Consider the following 16,442-nt stretch of genomic DNA (forward strand, 5'->3'; position numbering starts at 1 on the left):
AGACCACCGGCCTCATTACTTACATGCGAACCGACGGCGTGCAGATCGATCCGTCGGCAATCACGCAGGCGCGCAAGGTGATCGGCGAGGATTACGGCAATGCCTACGTGCCGGACGCTCCGCGCCAGTATCAGACCAAGGCCAAGAACGCGCAGGAAGCCCATGAGGCGATCCGCCCGACCGATCTGTCGCGCCGTCCCGCGGACATGAAGCGGCGTCTCGATTCCGATCAGGCGAGGCTCTATGAGCTGATCTGGACCCGCACCATCGCGAGCCAGATGGAATCGGCGGAGCTGGAACGCACCACCGTCGACATCGCGGCGAAGGCCGGCGCGCGCATGCTAGAGCTGCGCGCCAGCGGTCAGGTCATCAAGTTCGACGGCTTCCTGGCGCTATACCAGGAAGGCCGCGACGATGAGGAAGACGACGACAGCCGTCGCCTTCCCGCCATGAGCGAAGGCGAAGCGTTGAAGCGCGAGAACCTCAGCGTCACCCAGCATTTCACCGAGCCGCCGCCGCGCTTCTCGGAAGCGTCGCTGGTCAAGCGCATGGAGGAACTCGGCATCGGCCGACCCTCCACCTACGCCTCGATCCTGCAGGTGCTCAAGGATCGCGGTTACGTCAAACTGGAAAAGAAGCGGCTCTACGGCGAAGACAAGGGTCGCGTCGTCGTCGCGTTTCTGGAAAACTTCTTCGCGCGCTATGTCGAATACGACTTCACCGCCAATCTCGAGGAGCAGCTCGATCGCATCTCGAACAACGAAGTGTCGTGGCAGCAGGTCCTGAAGGATTTCTGGAACGACTTCATCGGCGTGGTCAATGACATCAAGGATGTTCGCGTTTCCGAAGTGCTCGACGTGCTCGACAATATGCTCGGGCCGCACATCTATGCGCCGCGCGAGGACGGCGGCGATCCGCGCCAGTGCCCGACCTGCGGCACCGGAAAGCTGAACCTCAAGGCAGGCAAGTTCGGCGCGTTCGTCGGCTGCTCCAACTACCCCGAGTGCCGCTACACCCGTCCCCTCGCCGCCGATGGCGATGCAGGCGGCGACCGCGTTCTTGGCAAGGATCCGGAGAGCGGCCTCGATGTCACGGTGAAGTCGGGCCGCTTCGGACCCTACATCCAGCTCGGCGAGCCCAACGATTACGCCGAAGGCGAAAAGCCGAAGCGCGCAGGCATTCCGAAGAATACCTCGCCCGCCGACATGGAGCTGGATCTCGCCGTGAAACTCCTCTCGCTGCCGCGCGAGATTGGCAAGCATCCGGAGACCGGCGAGCCGATCACCGCCGGCATCGGCCGCTTCGGCCCGTTCGTCCGGCATGAGAAAACCTACGCGAGTCTTGAAGCCGGTGACGAGGTGTTCGACATCGGCCTCAACCGCGCGGTGACGCTGATCGCGGAAAAAATCGCGAAAGGGCCGAGCCGGCGCTTTGGCGCCGATCCCGGCAAGCCGCTCGGAGACCATCCGACGCTTGGCGCCGTGGCGGTCAAGAACGGACGATACGGCGCCTACGTCACCGCGGGCGGCGTCAACGCCACCATTCCGAGCGACAAGACGCCGGATACCATCACCTTGCCAGAAGCCATCGCGCTGATCGACGAACGCGCAGCCAAAGGCGGCGGCAAGACCAAACGCACTGCGAAGAAGGCCAAGTCCGACAAAACTGAAAAGACCGCCGAGGCGGATGCGGCGACGACGAAGCCGGCCAAAAAGGCAGCCAAGAAAGCGGCCGCGAAACCAGCCTCCGCCAAGTCCGACGCGGCAAGCAAGGCGCGCGGTCCTGTCGCGACGGCCAAGCCGCCCGCCAAAACCGCAAAGCCGCCTGTAAAGAAGAGTGCCGGCAACGGCTAACGTGAGTAAACCGCGCGACAGGCGTTTCCCGGATCGCGAGACCATCGTCGCCTTCATCCGTGCACATCCCGGACAATCCGGCACGCGTGAAATCGCCCGCGAGTTCGGGCTGAAGAACGCGGATCGCGTCACGCTGAAGAAAATCCTGCGCGATCTCGCGGAAGACGGCACGATCGTCAAGCGAGGCCGCAAGCTGCATCAGGCGGAAACGCTGCCGCCGACGCTGATGGCCGATATCACCGGACGCGACAGCGACGGCGAGCTGCTCGCGACGCCGACCGAGTGGGACGAGGAAGCAGGCACTCCGCCGAAAATCCGCATTCACGTCCCGCGCCGGGCAAAGCCCGGCACCGCGGCCGGCGTCGGCGACCGCGCGCTGCTTCGCATTGAGGCGACAGAGCCCGATGATTCCGCAGGTTATCGCGCCCGCGTCATCAAGGTAATCGAGCATACCCGCTCGCGCATCCTGGGCATCTACCGCGTCCTGCCTCAGGGCGGCGGCCGCCTCGTCCCGGTCGACAAGAAGCAGGCCGGACGAGAATTGAACATCGCGAAGGCCGACAGCGCCGATGCGGAAGACGGCGATCTGGTCAGCGTCGAGCTCGTACGCACCCGCGGCTTCGGTCTGGCGTCCGGCAAGGTGAAGGAGCGGCTTGGCTCGCTCGCGACCGAAAAGGCTGTCAGCCTGATCGCGATCCACGCGCATGACATTCCGCAAGTCTTTGCGCCGGCCGCCTTGCGCGAAGCAGAGGCTGCGAAGCCCGCGACCCTTCAGGGCCGCGACGACTGGCGCGCCCTGCCGCTCGTGACCATCGATCCGCCCGATGCCAAGGATCACGACGATGCGGTTCACGCTGCACCCGACGACGACCCGAGCAACAAGGGCGGCGCTGTCATTACGGTCGCCATCGCCGACGTTGCCTATTATGTGCGGCCTGAATCGGCGCTGGATCATGACGCGTTGAAGCGCGGCAATTCGGTCTATTTTCCCGATCGCGTGGTGCCGATGCTGCCGGAGCGCATCTCCAACGATCTTTGCTCGCTGGTGCCGGGGCAAGCGCGCGGGGCTCTCGCCGTGCGGCTGGTGATAGGTCCCGACGGCCGCAAGCGCTCGCATACGTTTCACCGCATCCTGATGCGCTCTGCGGCGAAACTGAACTATGCGCAGGCGCAGGCCGCGATCGACGGCAACCCCGACGATGTCACCGGCCCCCTGCTCGCGCCGATCCTGAAACCGCTCTATGCGGCTTACGCTCTGGTGAAGCGCGCGCGCGACGAGCGCGATCCCCTCGATCTCGAATTGCCCGAGCGCAAGATTCTGCTGAAGCAAGACGGAACGGTTGACCGCGTCATCGTGCCGGAGCGGCTCGACGCACATCGGCTGATCGAGGAATTCATGATCCTTGCCAACGTCGCCGCCGCCGAGACGCTGGAGAAGAAAGATCTGCCGCTGATCTATCGCGTCCATGACGAGCCGACAGTGGAGAAAGTTCACAACCTCCGCGAATTCCTGAGAACGCTGGATATATCCTTCGCCAAGAGCGGCGCGCTGAGACCCGAGCTGTTCAATCGCGTGCTCGATCACGTCAAAGGCCACGACTCCGAGTCGCTGGTGAACGAGGTCGTGCTTCGGTCGCAGGCGCAGGCCGAATATTCTGCCGAGAACTATGGCCACTTCGGCCTCAACCTGCGCCGCTACGCACATTTCACCTCTCCGATCAGGCGATATGCCGACCTGATCGTGCACCGCGCCCTGATCCTGGCGCTCGGCCTCGGCGACGGCGCGTTGCCAGCGACCGAAACCGCCGAGACGCTGGCCGAGGTCGCCGCACAGATTTCGGTCACCGAGCGCCGCGCCATGAAGGCGGAACGCGAGACATCCGACCGCCTGATCGCTCATTTCCTCGCCGACCGCATCGGAAATATCTTCGAGGGCCGGATTTCGGGCGTAACGCGCGCGGGGCTGTTCGTGAAACTGACCGACACCGGCGCAGACGGGCTGATCCCGATCAGGACGCTGGGCACGGAATATTTCAACTACGACGAGAGCCGCCATGCGCTGGTCGGCTCGCGTAGCGGTTCCATGCACAAGCTGGGTGACGTGGTGGAGGTTCGTCTGGTAGAAGCTGTCCCCTTGGCAGGTGCTCTACGTTTCGAACTCCTGTCCGGAGGAGATTCCGGGTCACGCGATCCTCGCCAGCGCGAGGGACGAAACAGGAAGGGGACGCGCGGCTCGCAAAGCGCGCGACATCCCAAAATCCATTCGAAGGCTCATCCGAGCCGCAAACCGCGCAAGACATCGCGCAAGCCGGGCAAGAGCAAGACCGGCAAACCGAAGAAGGGCAAATCATGACTGCGCCTCAGCCCGATACTGCGACCACCAAAGTCTGGACTCCTGAATCTGCGATGGGCGAGAAGCGCAATGCCTGGGCCGCGGTGAGGCGCGGCCTTTTCTGCCGCTGCCCAAGATGCGGCGAAGGCAAGCTCTTTCGCGCCTTTCTGAAAACCGCTGACAATTGTTCCGAATGTGGGCTCGATTTTACTCCGCATCGCGCCGATGACCTTCCAGCCTACCTCGTCATCGTCGTCGTCGGCCACATCGTGGTGCCGCTCGCCCTGATGATCGAGAAGGAGTTCGCCCCGCCGCTCATGCTGCAATGGGCGATCTATTTGCCGATGACGCTGCTCATGGCGCTATGGCTGATTCAGCCGATCAAGGGCGGGGTTGTCGGCCTTCAGTGGGCCCTCCGCATGCACGGTTTTGACGAGAATTTCGTCGACGACCACCTCTGATTCGGCGGCTTGGCCGGATCATCGAGTCGTCCGCACCGACATGCGTGAGACCGCCGAGCAACCTGCGCGGCAGGCCGGCCGCCATCCCTATCGCCGGCCGAAGGACGCCGCCACGCTGATCCTGATCGACCGGAGCACGGCCAGGCCGAAGGTGCTGCTCGGCAAGCGCCACGATAACGTGGTCTTCATGCCGGGCATGTTCGTCTTTCCCGGCGGCAGCGTCGAAAAAACGGACAACAGGGTGCCGATCGCTGCGCCGATCCCGAAAGAACTCGAAACCAACCTGCTCAAGGGCAGCCCGAAGACCCACTCGTCGCGCGCCCGCTCGCTTGCGCTCGCCGCGATCCGCGAGGCCTGCGAGGAAACCGGACTTTGCCTCGGACGCAAAACCGAGGGGGCCGTGGCCGCAAAGCTGACCGGAGCGTGGCAACACTTCGGCGACGCCGGATTGCTGCCGGATCCCTCAAGCCTCTACCTGATCGCGCGCGCCATCACCCCGCCCGGTTGCGTGCGGCGTTTCGATACCCGCTTCTTCAGCGCGGATGCGTCCGCCATCGCCCATCGCGTCGAGGGCGTGGTCCACGCCGACGCCGAACTGGTCGAACTTGTCTGGGTCGAGATGGATGCAAAACCTCTCGCCGGCCTTCATGCCATGACCCGAAGCGTGCTCGGCGAACTCGAAAGACGGCTTGCCGCCGGTCCGCTGCGTCACGATGCCGACGTGCCGTTCTTCCATTTCTGCGGCGGCAGGATGCAACGGGATATTTTGCCGGGCACGGCTTGATCATCTCTCATCCAGCCGGGGCAAACGACACCGCCAGCCCGGAAACCCGGCTTTTTGCGGGAAACAAACCGATTTCAAGCCCTCAACTGCCTCGAAATCCTTGACTTTGGGCGTTTCGCGGCTAGTTTGCCGGCCAACGCGGGCCTGACGCTCGGCCGGCTTTTTTCGAATTTCTGACATCGAAGGGTTACACATGGCCAAGGCGGTCACCATCAAGGTCAAGCTGGTTTCCAGCGCCGACACCGGCTTCTACTACGTCGCCAAGAAGAACTCGCGCACCATGACCGACAAGATGGTCAAGAAGAAGTACGATCCGGTGGCGCGCAAGCACGTCGAATTCCGCGAGGCCAAGATCAAGTGAACGTCAAGTAACGGCGCCTCATCGGTGGTGAATCAAACGGGGCCTTGGGTCCCGTTTTATTTTGCGAGAACCTTTTATTTTGCGAGACCCTGCGGCGGCGTCACGCCGCCTCCGCGACAACGCGGTTTCGGCCGTCATGTTTGGCGCGGTAGAGCGCAACGTCGGCGCGCTTGAGAACGTCGGCGACCGGTTCCCCTTTTCGCTCCAGGATCGACAGACCGATCGAGATGGTCACCTCGATGCGCTTCGCGCCGTTGTGAACGGCGAACGGTTCGCCGGCGATCGAGCGTCGCAGCCGCTCGGCCACGATGCCCGCGACATGCAGGTCGGTTTCCGGCATCACGATCACGAACTCTTCGCCGCCATAGCGGCAGGCGAGATCGATTCCGCGGATGGATTTGCGCACCCGCACCGCGAATTCGCGCAGAACATCGTCGCCGGCGTCGTGGCCATAGCTGTCGTTGATCGACTTGAAGAAGTCGATGTCGAGCATCATCAGCGCCAGCGGCTTGCCGCGCGTCGAGGCCTGCTCGGCCAGCGTGACCAGATGGCTTTCCATGTAACGGCGGTTGTGCAGGCCGGTCAGCCCGTCGGTTACCGCCATTTCGATCGAGTTCTGCACATTGTCGCGCAGGCGATCGGTATAACGGCGGCGGCGGATCTGCGTGCGAGCGCGGGCGAGCAACTCGTTTTTATCGACCGGCCGCAGCAGGTAATCGTTGACTCCGATCTCGAGACCACGGAGCAATCGCGCATTGCTGTTGGCGTCGGCAATGGCAAGGATCGGAACGTGCCGCGTGCGCTCCAGCGAGCGTGCCTGGCTGCACAACCGCAAGCCGTCGAAATTCTCCAGCCCGAGCGACACGATGAGAAGATCGTAATTGTTTTCGGCGGCGTGAAACAGCGCCTCTGACGGATCGGTTTCGACATCGACGGTGTGTTCGGCGCTCAGCAATGCCGCCAGCCTCTCATACGACGAGGCGCGGTCGTCCACCAGAAGGATGCGACCGCCCTTCCCGGCGTCGGCAACCGCGTCGCGCTCCGGCGCCTGCATGCCGATTTCAAGCGAGGTGACGGCGCGCAAGCGCAGTTCATCGGTCATCATTTTCAGGCGGGTCAACGAGCGGACCCGCGCGGTCAGCACCACGTCCGACACCGGCTTGGTCAGGAAGTCGTCGGCGCCGGCCTCGAGCCCACGCACGCGATCGGACGGGCTGTCCAGCGCCGTGATCATCACCACGGGAACGAAATGAGTCGCAGGGTTGGCCTTCAGGCGGCGGCAAACCTCAAAGCCGTCCATGTCCGGCATCATCACGTCGAGCAGGACGATATCGCACTTGGCGCGCGCGCAGATTTCGAGCGCCTGCGCGCCGTTGGACGCGGTCACGACGTCGAAGTACTCCGCCGACAACCGAGCTTCCAGCAGCTTGACGTTGGCAGGAATATCGTCGACGACCAAAACACGCGCGGACACCGCTGTCTCCTCAACCCACAAACCGTCGGACGGTCTCGATGAACTTGCCGACCGAAATCGGCTTGGACAGATAAGCTTCGCAACCACCCTCGCGGATGCGCTCTTCGTCGCCCTTCATCGCAAATGCCGTCACCGCAACTACGGGAATCGCACGCAGTTCGGGATCGTCCTTGATCCAGCGCGTAACATCGAGGCCGGAGACCTGCGGGAGCTGAATATCCATGAGAACGAGGTCGGGGCGAAGCTTGCGGACCAGATCGAGCGCCTCGAAGCCGTTGCTGGTCCCAGACGTCTGGTAACCGTGAGCTTCCAACAGATCGCGGAAGAGCTTCATGTTGAGCTCGTTGTCTTCCACGATCAGGACCGTCTTGGCCACCCTGACCTCCAGTCGATACCCTCACCCATCTTGGTGAGCGAAACATGCACAAGCATCGCAAAACTTGTCCGCAAACTGGATTTAGATTTGCACTAGAATTCGCTCCAAAGCCGTTAAGGCGAGTACCCGTCTTTTTGCGAGCGGATTAGCACTTGCTTGAACACGTTTCCCGGACTCGGGCATGATGGTCCCAAAGTAGAAGCGATATATTACGGAAAGGCAAACGGCCGCGATGACAAAGCGTGTACATAATCCGCGCGAAGTAGCTGAAATCGTGGCGATTCAAGCGCTATCTTTTATCGCAAGCGACGGTGAAAAACTTGGCCGGTTCCTGGCGGAAACCGGCATCGGCCCGGAGACCCTGCGCGCCTCCGCCTCCGATCCTCACTTTCTTACCGGCGTACTCGATTTCGTGCTGCGCGATGACGCCACCGTCGGCGCTTTTTCGGAATCCTCCGGGCATCATCCGACCACCATCGCCGCCGCCCGGATGGCGCTCGGCGATTCTCCGCCGGAGCGGGAGACTCCGTGACCGAGAACCCGCCGGACGGTCCATTGTGTTTCTGCCGGGATTGTTTCGGCGATCTCGACTTTTCGGCGATCCGCTGCAGCGCATGCGGCTCTCCCCGGCTCGTGCGCCACCGTCAGCTGCCGGCCCTGGCGCTCGCCCATATCGACTGCGACGCATTCTACGCCACGGTCGAAAAACACGACAATCCGGCGCTGGCGGACAAGCCCGTCATCGTCGGCGGTGGCAAGCGCGGCGTGGTCTTGACCGCCTGCTACATCGCCCGGACGTATGGCGTGCGGTCCGCCATGCCGATGTTCAAGGCGCTCGCGCTCTGTCCCTCGGCCGCCGTCATTCCGCCGGACATGGCGAAATATGTCCGGATCGGCCGCGAAGTGCGTCACGCCATGCAGGCACTGACGCCGCTGGTGGAACCGCTGTCGATCGACGAGGCCTTCCTCGATCTCGGCGGCACCCGGCGGGTCCACGGCATGATTCCGGCCAAGGTGCTCGCAATGTTCGCGGGCGACGTCGAGCGCAACATCGGCATCACGGTGTCGATCGGACTGTCCAGCAACAAGTTTCTCGCCAAGATCGCCTCGGATCTCGACAAACCGCGCGGATTCGCCGTGCTGGACCAGAACGAGGCGCGCGTCATGCTCGCGGACAAGCCGGTCGGATTCATTTTCGGCGTCGGCCCAGCCACCCAAGAACGACTGTCGCAGCGCGGCTTTCGAACCATCGGCGATCTGCAGCGTGCCGATGAGATCGACATGATGAAGCAACTTCCGACCGAAGGCCGCCGATTGTGGCGGCTGGCGCGCGGCATCGACGACCGGCGAGTGATCGCGGACCGCGGCGCCAAGACCATCTCCAGCGAGACGACGTTCGAAACCGATATCCGCGATTTCGCCACGCTCGAGCGAATCCTCTGGCGGCTGTCGGAGAAAGTATCGTCGCGGCTCAAGACAAGCGGACTGGCGGGATCGACGATCACGCTGAAGCTCAAGACCGCCGACTTCCGCCAGCGGACACGGTCGCGATCGCTCTCCATCCCGACCCAACTCGCGTCGAAGATATTCGCAACCTGCCGCGAAATGCTGGCGAAGGAAATCGACGGCACCGCCTTCCGCCTGATGGGAACGGGTGTCAGCGCGCTGCGACCCGGATCGCAGACCGACGACGCCGATATGCTGGATCGCCGTTCGGCTCATGCCGAGCGAGCGATGGACGATCTGCGCAGAAAGTACGGAAGCGCCGCCGTCATCCGGGGCATAGCCTATGACGGCCCCGAGAAATCGCGTCAATAAAAGCAGGCAGATCGTTGGCTTGGCTTACTTTTTCCGCCGACGTTACTTGCAGGGCTTGGCTTTCTTGACGTCGCTGACGTCGAATTTGCCCAAGGTCCCGGAAATCACGAAGTCATTGTAGTCGAGCACCAGCGCCCGCGACACGCCGTCCTCGAACAATTCAAACGACATCGCATAGACCGGCGTTTGTTCGCCGCTGTTGGTTTTGGCGTCGCGATCGTAGTAGCTGACGGTAACGGGCCAACGGGTCAGCTTCTTCATCTGATTGTTGGTGGTGGACGGATCGGGCGTCGATCCGGGTGTATCGCCGCGAATCGGTTTGCCGATGACCGACAGCGTGTTGTAGACCTTCTGGCCGTTGTCGGACCCGTCATACACGGTCAACTCAAGCAGCGATTTGCCTTCTTTCGCGGCCGCAATGATGCGCTGGATCTGTTCGGTCGGAAACACCACCTTGCCGTCGACGGTGAACGTCTTGGCGACTGGCTGGGTCAGCTTCACGGTAATCTTGTCGCCGGTCCGTTCGGCGAGGCCGTCAACCTCGCTCTGATCGCTGTCGTTCATGCGGGTCACGATCTTGAACCGGTAGCTTTTGCCCGCCGCATCCTCCCAGCTCGTGGATTGCAGATCGCTGAGCGTGCTCCGCCCTTCCCCGCCGTCCATTTCCGACACCTGCCTGAAATCGGACGTGTACCCCTCGCAGGCATCTCCGGAGAACTTGTACAGGATTCGCCCGCGCGCACTGTCCAGCGACGTGCCACCGCGCGACTTCAGAAGGCTCAGATCGTACAGTGCCTGATGGGGAAGAAACGAGGCGCCGGCTGCGGCGTGGGCTGTGCTTCCGAGTGGCGGCGAACATGCCGCTGCCGCGACCAACGTCCAAAACCCGAACCGGAATCGCAAGGTCAAGCAATCGAAATGGTCGCGCATATCACCTCTCGATGTGGCCGAATCCCCGCATTATCGCTGCCCTATTGCGTCGCAACTAGGGCAGCGCGGCAGTACACTGCGATTTGATGGCCGGCTTGACCGTCGATCAAACCGTGGCCGGTATTTCGCAAAAACGGCCTCGCCGACCATCGCTTGCATGTGGCATGACGATGCGCGAGATAGGGTTTCTGAGCAGGAATTTTCAGGAAATCACCGGGGAGCGACATGGCAGGAACGATCGAGCAGAAGCTGGCGACGCTAGGCATCACGTTGCATGAGCCAGCGTCGCCCGTGGCGAATTACGTCGGCTTCGTCCGCACCGGCAATCTTTTGTTCGTATCCGGACAACTCTGCTTCAATCCTGAGGGCGAGCTGATCGCCAAGGGCAAGCTCGGCGCCGGCGTCACCATCGAACAGGGCAGCGCCGCGGCGCGCGGCTGCGCCCTCAACCTGCTGACGCAGGTCAAGGCCGCGCTCGGCGACCTCGACAAGGTGGTTCGCGTCGTCAGGCTGGGCGGCTTTATCAACTCCGCTCCCGATTTCCTCGACGGACCCAAGGTGATGAACGGCGCGTCCGACCTGATGGTTGAGGCGTTCGGCGACAAGGGCCGCCATTCCCGTTCGACCGTCGGCGTTGCATCCCTTCCCGCCGATGCGGCGGTCGAAGTGGAAGGTCTGTTCGAAGTCGCCTGACGCCGATGCGCGCGCCCGCCTGGCTGACGGCTCGCCCGGTCGCCCACCGCGGCCTGCATGATGACGCCCGCGGCATCGTCGAGAACATGCCGGCGGCGGCCCGTGCGGCGATGGCCGGAAACTTCAGCATCGAACTCGACATCCAGTTGACCGCCGACGGCGAGGCGATGGTTCATCATGACGATGGGCTCGGTCGCCTCACCGAAGGTTCAGGAGCCCTGCGAACCAAAACTGCCGCCGAACTGAGGCAGGTTGCCTTCAAGAACACATCCGAGAGAATGATGTCGCTTTCGGATCTCTGCGACCTGGTCGCCGGCCGCGTGCCGCTGGTGATCGAGGTCAAAAGCCATTTCGATGGAGACCGCAGGCTGGTGCGGCGGATGGCCGAGGTGCTGTCATCCTATGAGGGACCCGCTGCGGGCATGTCGTTCGACCCGGATCAGGTGCTGGCTCTGCGCGAACTGATCCCGGCGCGTCCTCGCGGCATCGTGGCCCAGCGGACCTATACCGCGGCTGAATGGCCCGATACGACGCCTGATCAGCGCGCGGGCATGACCTATCTGCGTCACGCCTTTCGCACCCGGCCACATTTTGTCGCTTACTGGGTGGACGAACTTCCGGACATAGCGCCATGGATTGCAAGAAATATTTTTGGATGCCCGCTGCTGACATGGACCGTGCGAACCGCCGAACAGCGCACCCGCGCCGACAGATATGCCGACCAGATGATTTTCGAGAGGTTCCATCCGGACGTTTGACCCTCGCCACCTTGACGGCCCCGGCGCCATGCCCAATCTCTGCCGCGGTTGGGTTCGAATGAACCGCCACACAGCGGATGTCTCCATGTGCAATGACTGACTTGCAAAGCCGGGACCGGTTCAACTCCTTGATAACGTCATCCGACATATCGCTCGAAGCCATCGACTCGGTCGGCCAGGTTCCGGCTGCGGACTGGGACGCCTGCGCCAACCCCGCAAGCGAGCAACGTCGATCGCCGTCAACCGGCAAGGCCGCGATCTTGTCATCGGCCCGACATTCAATTTCCAGCTCAAGCGAAACATACAACCCTTTTGTCTCGCATGCATTTTTCATGGCACTTGAAGCATCGAATTCGGCTTGCGCGCGCACCGGATGGAAGCCACGCCACCTGATCGCACGGCGCGACGGAGCAGTCGTCGGCATTGTGCCCTGCTATCTGAAGTCCCATTCGCAGGGTGAGTATGTCTTCGATCACGGCTGGGCGGACGCCTATGAAAGGGCCGGCGGGCGCTACTACCCCAAGCTCCTGGCCTCTGTTCCGTTTACTCCGGCCACCGGCCCGCGGCTTCTGGTTCGCGCCGGCTGCGACGAGACGCGCGTCCCCGCCGCGCTGGCCGGCGGCCTCGTCGGACTCTGCGATGCGACGCAGGCCTCGTCGGTTCACGTCACCTTCGCTTGCGAGGAGGAATGGGCGTTTCTCGCCGGAAACGGATTCCTCCAGCGCACTGACCAGCAGTTTCACTGGCGCAACGAAGGCTATTCGAGCTTCGAGGACTTTCTCGCCAGCCTCAATTCGCGCCACCGCAAGGCGATCCGCCGCGAACGGCGCGATGCGCTCGCCAACGGCATCACCATCCACGTCCTCACTGGCAACGATCTCACGGAGGAAGCCTGGGACGCCTTCTTCCGGTTCTACATGGAGACCGGATCGCGCAAGTGGGGTCGGCCTTACCTGACCCGACCCTTCTATTCCATGATCGGCGAGAGCATGAGCCGGGACATCGCGTTGATCATGGCCCGGCGCGATGGCCGCTGGATTGCCGGCGCCATCAACTTCATCGGTTCGGACACGCTGTTCGGGCGGCACTGGGGCGCGATCGAACATCATCCCTTCCTGCATTTCGAGGTCTGCTATTATCAGGCGATCGATTTCGCGATCCGCCATCGCCTGAAACGGGTGGAGGCGGGCGCGCAGGGTGAGCACAAGATCGCGCGCGGATATCTGCCGCAAACCACCTACTCCGCGCATTATATCGCCGACCCTGCCCTGCGCCGCGCGGTGAGCGATTATCTCAAGCGCGAACGGCAATATGTCGCGGAAGCTGGCCGCGAACTGACCGAGGCCGGGCCGTTTCGCAAGGCGGGCAATGGTGAGGATTGAGGCTTTGCATTTTCCCGCGTCTTCCGGGGAATATGTCTGTCGTCACCCGGTTTCGAAATCACCGTCCTGCGGCGGCGCAATCGGCGTGAACTGGCAACGGTTCGGCTTGATGTCGATCAGCGGCGTCTCGTCAATGCAATCCAGTCCGCGCACCAGAACGGTCGATCCCTCGATGCCGACCAGCTTGACCAGCGAGGTCCCCAGCGGATTGGGCCGCACCGGTGATCGCAGCGAAAACGTGCCGTGCGTCGCGCCGCTGCTCTTTGGCGTCTGCAGCACGATGTCGCGACGCGACAGGTGCAGCCAATAAATGACCTCGATGCTCGAATACCGTTCGAGCCCCTGCAATGCAGGCTTCCAGAGATCGAAAATCTCAAGCCGGCAAACCGGCCCGTCTTCGCGCCCCTGACGCGGGGTTTTCAGGCGGGACGTCCAGGGCGTGCGAATTCTGCCGATGAATACCAACCCGGCATCGGTTGGCGGCGGCAGTTCGACGACAACCTCGCCCTCTCGCACCTCATATTCACGCACCATGGCCGTGATCTCCTCGAGTCCCATATCGCGATACGGACCCGTTATTTATCATAAAACATAACCAAATCTCGTCGAGCGTCCGGCATCTGTCGGCACTTCGCCATCAAATGCCGAACTCAACCTCTCATGCGCATGTTTCGCAGCACGAGACAGGCGCCGCCCGCGCGTCTGATCCGGTTGCAGAGCCCGTCGGCTTCCCCGCGCGTATCAGCCCCGACCCGCACCTGATAAAACGTTCTTGTGCCGCGGCTGCGCAATACCGAGCCTAGCAGACTTGGATCGCGATCGCCGATCACGGAGCCGAGGCGCCTGATGGCTCGTGCGTACATGGCCATGGCGCGGACTCGGCTGAAGCCGGCCGCAAGCTGCACGCCCCAAGGCTTGTCCGCACCGAGTTTCACGCGCTCTTCAAGCCCCGCAACAAAAGGATTTGGCGCGCGCTTCAGCATCGCCATCAATTGGCGGCAACTCGATGATGCCGGTGCGCGATCCGGCGGTTTGCCGCCCTTGCCGGCATCGGCCCAGTCATCGATCGGCGAGCCCGTGATCGCGAAGACGTAGTTTCGCGTCTCGGCCGGCATCGATCCCTTGCCGTCGAGCCAGTCCTGCACGCGGCGCGGCCCGGCATTATAGGCTGCGGCCGCCAATCCCAGATTGCCGAATTGTCCGCGCAGTTCGTTCAAATATTCGGCTGATTTCGGCAACGCCTGCACCGGGTCGAACGGGTCGAGGAGCCGCCGCTCACTCGCCGTTCCCGGCATGAACTGCGCGATGCCCTGCGCATGCTCGCCGCTGCGGGTCAGCGGACCAACGGCATCGGTCTGGAATCGGCTCTCTTGCCAGATCACGCGGGCAAAGAATTCCAGCGGCAGGTTTTCAGCCTTGGCCGCGGATTCGACCATCAGGCAGATCGCTTCGCGCGTGTCCTGATCCGTCTTGGCCGCAGGTCCGGGATCAGGTGCCGTCTCCCAACCGACCTGCGCAAAGACGACGCGCGGCATCATCAGTATCAAGACGAATACGCATCGCAGGAGAAGGGGCAGCAAGAAAGCAAGCCGGCATGACACCACGCCGATCTTCTTCCGTGACGGCGACGAACCGAAATTCATCCCGCAAGCATAGCAGGCTTCCGGAGAAGCCTGATATCCCTCCGATGGCGCGGAGGATCTTGAGTTCCGGGAACCGACATTCGCTGCAACGCTGCAGCGAATGTCGAAAACGCGCCTTTAGCGCTTCGAGAACTGGAACGAGCGGCGGGCTTTCGCCTTGCCGTACTTCTTGCGCTCGACCACGCGGGAGTCGCGGGTCAGGAAGCCGCCCTTCTTGAGGACGCCGCGCAATTCGGGTTCGAAATTCGTCAGCGCCTTGGACAGGCCGTGACGAACGGCCCCCGCCTGACCCGACAAACCGCCGCCGGCGACGGTGCACACCACGTCGTACTGACCGGCGCGCGCGGCAGCGACCAGCGGCTGCTGGATCATCATTCGCAGCACCGGACGCGCAAAGTAAACCTCGACCTCGCGGGCGTTGACCAGAATCTTGCCGGCGCCCGGCTTGATCCAGACGCGGGCAACCGCGTCCTTGCGCTTGCCGGTGGCGTAGGCGCGGCCGTGCTTGTCGATCTTCTTGGTATGTTTCGGCGCTTCCGACTCGGCGGTCTTCAGCGCGGACAACTGGTCGAGAGACTGCATGGTATCGGACATCGTTATGCGGCCCTCTTGTTCTTGCGGTTCATTGCGCCGATATCGACGATTTCCGGCTGCTGCGCTTCATGAGGATGCTCCGCGCCGGCATAAACACGAAGATTGCCAAGCTGCACGCGTCCGAGCGGGCCGCGCGGAATCATGCGCTCCACGGCCTTCTCGATGACGCGCTCCGGGAAACGACCCTCAAGGATCGACTTCGCGGTGCGTTCCTTGATGCCGCCGATATAGCCGGTGTGATTGTAATAGACTTTGTCGTCACGCTTGCGGCCGGTGAGAACCACCTTGGCGGCATTGATGATGATGACATTGTCGCCGCAATCGACATGCGGCGTGTAGGTCGGCAGATGCTTGCCGCGCAGCCGCATCGCAACGAGGGTGGCGAGCCGTCCGACCACCAGGCCGCTGGCGTCGATCAGCACCCACTTCTTCGTCACTTCGGCTGGCTTTGCCGAGAACGTTTTCATGTGAGAAATCCGTGAAAAGAGACCCTCGGCGTCCACGCGCCGAACCGAGGGCGTTCTAGAGAAGCAATCAATTCCAGTCAACGCCGTCCGATCGATATTTTTATCGTATAATCAGTAGCTTATAAAAATGGTTTTATATTACCTCAAAAATTTTCAAGCATTCGGAATGGAGTAAGTGGAGGTAACATGGGCGATCGGATCGGGCGACGTGCCGGATAGCAGCGTCACTTCGCCGACCGCGAGCCGCTTGCCGAGCTTCAGAAGTCGCGCCGCCGCAAGGACATCCTGACCGGGGCGTCCCGGCCGCAGGAAATTGATGTTGAGATTGGCGGTCACCGCGAGGCCGACCGGGCCAATCCGCGACAAAAGCACCACGTACATGGCGAAATCGGCCAGCGCCATCAGCGTTGGCCCGGAGACGGTGCCGCCCGGGCGCAGCATGCGCTCGCTATAGCGCTGGCGCAGCAGCGACGTCTCGCCATCGGCGCTCTCGATTGCGATATCGTTGTCCCTGAA

18 protein-coding genes are annotated in these 16,442 nt (G+C 62.6%); 10 read left to right on the plus strand and 8 right to left on the minus strand.

Annotated elements, in window-relative coordinates; all coding sequences use genetic code 11:
- The 5 genes from BGN91_RS01935 to rpmG form a co-directional block, all read left to right on the plus strand.
- Nucleotides 1–1,853, plus strand: a 1,853-nt coding sequence (locus BGN91_RS01935; RefSeq protein WP_292610282.1) for a DNA topoisomerase, incomplete at its 5' end; no start/stop codon positions are given.
- Between the two features lies 1 nt (nt 1,854).
- Nucleotides 1,855–4,206, plus strand: a complete 2,352-nt coding sequence (gene rnr, locus BGN91_RS01940; RefSeq protein ID WP_292610283.1) for a ribonuclease R — start codon at nt 1,855–1,857, stop codon at nt 4,204–4,206.
- On the plus strand, nt 4,203–4,646 hold the full coding sequence (locus tag BGN91_RS01945) for a DUF983 domain-containing protein (protein WP_292610284.1): 444 nt from the start codon (nt 4,203–4,205) through the stop codon (nt 4,644–4,646). The genes rnr and BGN91_RS01945 overlap by 4 nt, the downstream gene beginning before the upstream one ends.
- A gap of 40 nt (nt 4,647–4,686) precedes the next feature.
- Nucleotides 4,687–5,430, plus strand: a complete 744-nt coding sequence (locus tag BGN91_RS01950; RefSeq protein WP_292610285.1) for an NUDIX hydrolase — start codon at nt 4,687–4,689, stop codon at nt 5,428–5,430.
- A gap of 193 nt (nt 5,431–5,623) precedes the next feature.
- Nucleotides 5,624–5,791, plus strand: coding sequence for a 50S ribosomal protein L33 (gene rpmG, locus BGN91_RS01955; RefSeq protein WP_006611239.1), 168 nt, complete (start codon nt 5,624–5,626; stop codon nt 5,789–5,791).
- 100 nt (nt 5,792–5,891) lie between these two features.
- Here rpmG and BGN91_RS01960 read toward each other — a convergent pair whose 3' ends face one another.
- Both BGN91_RS01960 and BGN91_RS01965 read right to left on the minus strand, forming a co-directional pair.
- Nucleotides 5,892–7,265, minus strand: a complete 1,374-nt coding sequence (locus tag BGN91_RS01960; protein WP_292610286.1) for a PleD family two-component system response regulator — start codon at nt 7,263–7,265, stop codon at nt 5,892–5,894.
- Between the two features lie 10 nt (nt 7,266–7,275).
- On the minus strand, nt 7,276–7,641 hold the full coding sequence (locus BGN91_RS01965) for a response regulator (protein WP_011510904.1): 366 nt from the start codon (nt 7,639–7,641) through the stop codon (nt 7,276–7,278).
- 232 nt (nt 7,642–7,873) lie between these two features.
- Between BGN91_RS01965 and BGN91_RS01970 the strand changes: the two genes are divergently transcribed.
- On the plus strand, nt 7,874–8,173 hold the full coding sequence (locus BGN91_RS01970) for a DUF3572 domain-containing protein (protein ID WP_292610287.1): 300 nt from the start codon (nt 7,874–7,876) through the stop codon (nt 8,171–8,173).
- On the plus strand, nt 8,170–9,459 hold the full coding sequence (locus BGN91_RS01975; protein WP_292610288.1) for a DNA polymerase IV: 1,290 nt from the start codon (nt 8,170–8,172) through the stop codon (nt 9,457–9,459). Before BGN91_RS01970 ends, BGN91_RS01975 begins: the two co-directional genes overlap by 4 nt.
- A 42-nt stretch (nt 9,460–9,501) precedes the next feature.
- Here BGN91_RS01975 and BGN91_RS01980 read toward each other — a convergent pair whose 3' ends face one another.
- On the minus strand, nt 9,502–10,389 hold the full coding sequence (locus BGN91_RS01980) for a cell envelope integrity EipB family protein (protein ID WP_292610289.1): 888 nt from the start codon (nt 10,387–10,389) through the stop codon (nt 9,502–9,504).
- A 225-nt stretch (nt 10,390–10,614) separates the two neighbouring features.
- Here BGN91_RS01980 and BGN91_RS01985 point away from each other — a divergent pair, with 225 nt between their 5' ends.
- From BGN91_RS01985 to BGN91_RS01995, 3 genes are all read left to right on the plus strand, one after another.
- A complete protein-coding gene (locus BGN91_RS01985) occupies nt 10,615–11,082 on the plus strand; it encodes a RidA family protein (protein WP_292610290.1) in 468 nt (155 codons plus the stop codon).
- A gap of 5 nt (nt 11,083–11,087) precedes the next feature.
- Complete coding sequence (locus tag BGN91_RS01990; RefSeq protein ID WP_292610291.1) at nt 11,088–11,840, plus strand: glycerophosphodiester phosphodiesterase family protein; 753 nt, start codon at nt 11,088–11,090, stop codon at nt 11,838–11,840.
- Nucleotides 11,841–11,932: 92 nt separating this feature from the next.
- On the plus strand, nt 11,933–13,222 hold the full coding sequence (locus tag BGN91_RS01995) for a GNAT family N-acetyltransferase (RefSeq protein WP_292610292.1): 1,290 nt from the start codon (nt 11,933–11,935) through the stop codon (nt 13,220–13,222).
- A 42-nt stretch (nt 13,223–13,264) separates the two neighbouring features.
- Here the strand turns inward: BGN91_RS01995 and tsaA are convergent, their stop codons facing one another.
- The 5 genes from tsaA to BGN91_RS02020 form a co-directional block, all read right to left on the minus strand.
- Nucleotides 13,265–13,756 (minus strand): tRNA (N6-threonylcarbamoyladenosine(37)-N6)-methyltransferase TrmO, encoded by a 492-nt coding sequence (gene tsaA, locus BGN91_RS02000; RefSeq protein ID WP_292610293.1) that lies wholly within the window; start codon nt 13,754–13,756, stop codon nt 13,265–13,267.
- A gap of 116 nt (nt 13,757–13,872) precedes the next feature.
- Nucleotides 13,873–14,757 (minus strand): lytic transglycosylase domain-containing protein, encoded by an 885-nt coding sequence (locus BGN91_RS02005; RefSeq protein ID WP_366408184.1) that lies wholly within the window; start codon nt 14,755–14,757, stop codon nt 13,873–13,875.
- A 225-nt stretch (nt 14,758–14,982) separates the two neighbouring features.
- Nucleotides 14,983–15,459 carry a 30S ribosomal protein S9 gene (gene rpsI, locus BGN91_RS02010; protein WP_292610295.1) on the minus strand — a complete coding sequence of 159 codons (477 nt, stop codon included), beginning with the start codon at nt 15,457–15,459 and terminating at the stop codon, nt 14,983–14,985.
- Between the two features lie 2 nt (nt 15,460–15,461).
- The gene (rplM, locus tag BGN91_RS02015) at nt 15,462–15,926 is read right to left on the minus strand and encodes a 50S ribosomal protein L13 (protein WP_292610296.1); all 465 of its coding nucleotides are present in this window, start codon (nt 15,924–15,926) and stop codon (nt 15,462–15,464) included.
- Nucleotides 15,927–16,079: 153 nt separating this feature from the next.
- Nucleotides 16,080–16,442: PaaI family thioesterase (locus tag BGN91_RS02020; RefSeq protein WP_292610297.1), on the minus strand; the 363-nt coding region annotated here is incomplete at its 5' end.

The organism is Nitrobacter sp. 62-13 (genome assembly GCF_001896955.1).
GTDB lineage: Bacteria > Pseudomonadota > Alphaproteobacteria > Rhizobiales > Xanthobacteraceae > Nitrobacter.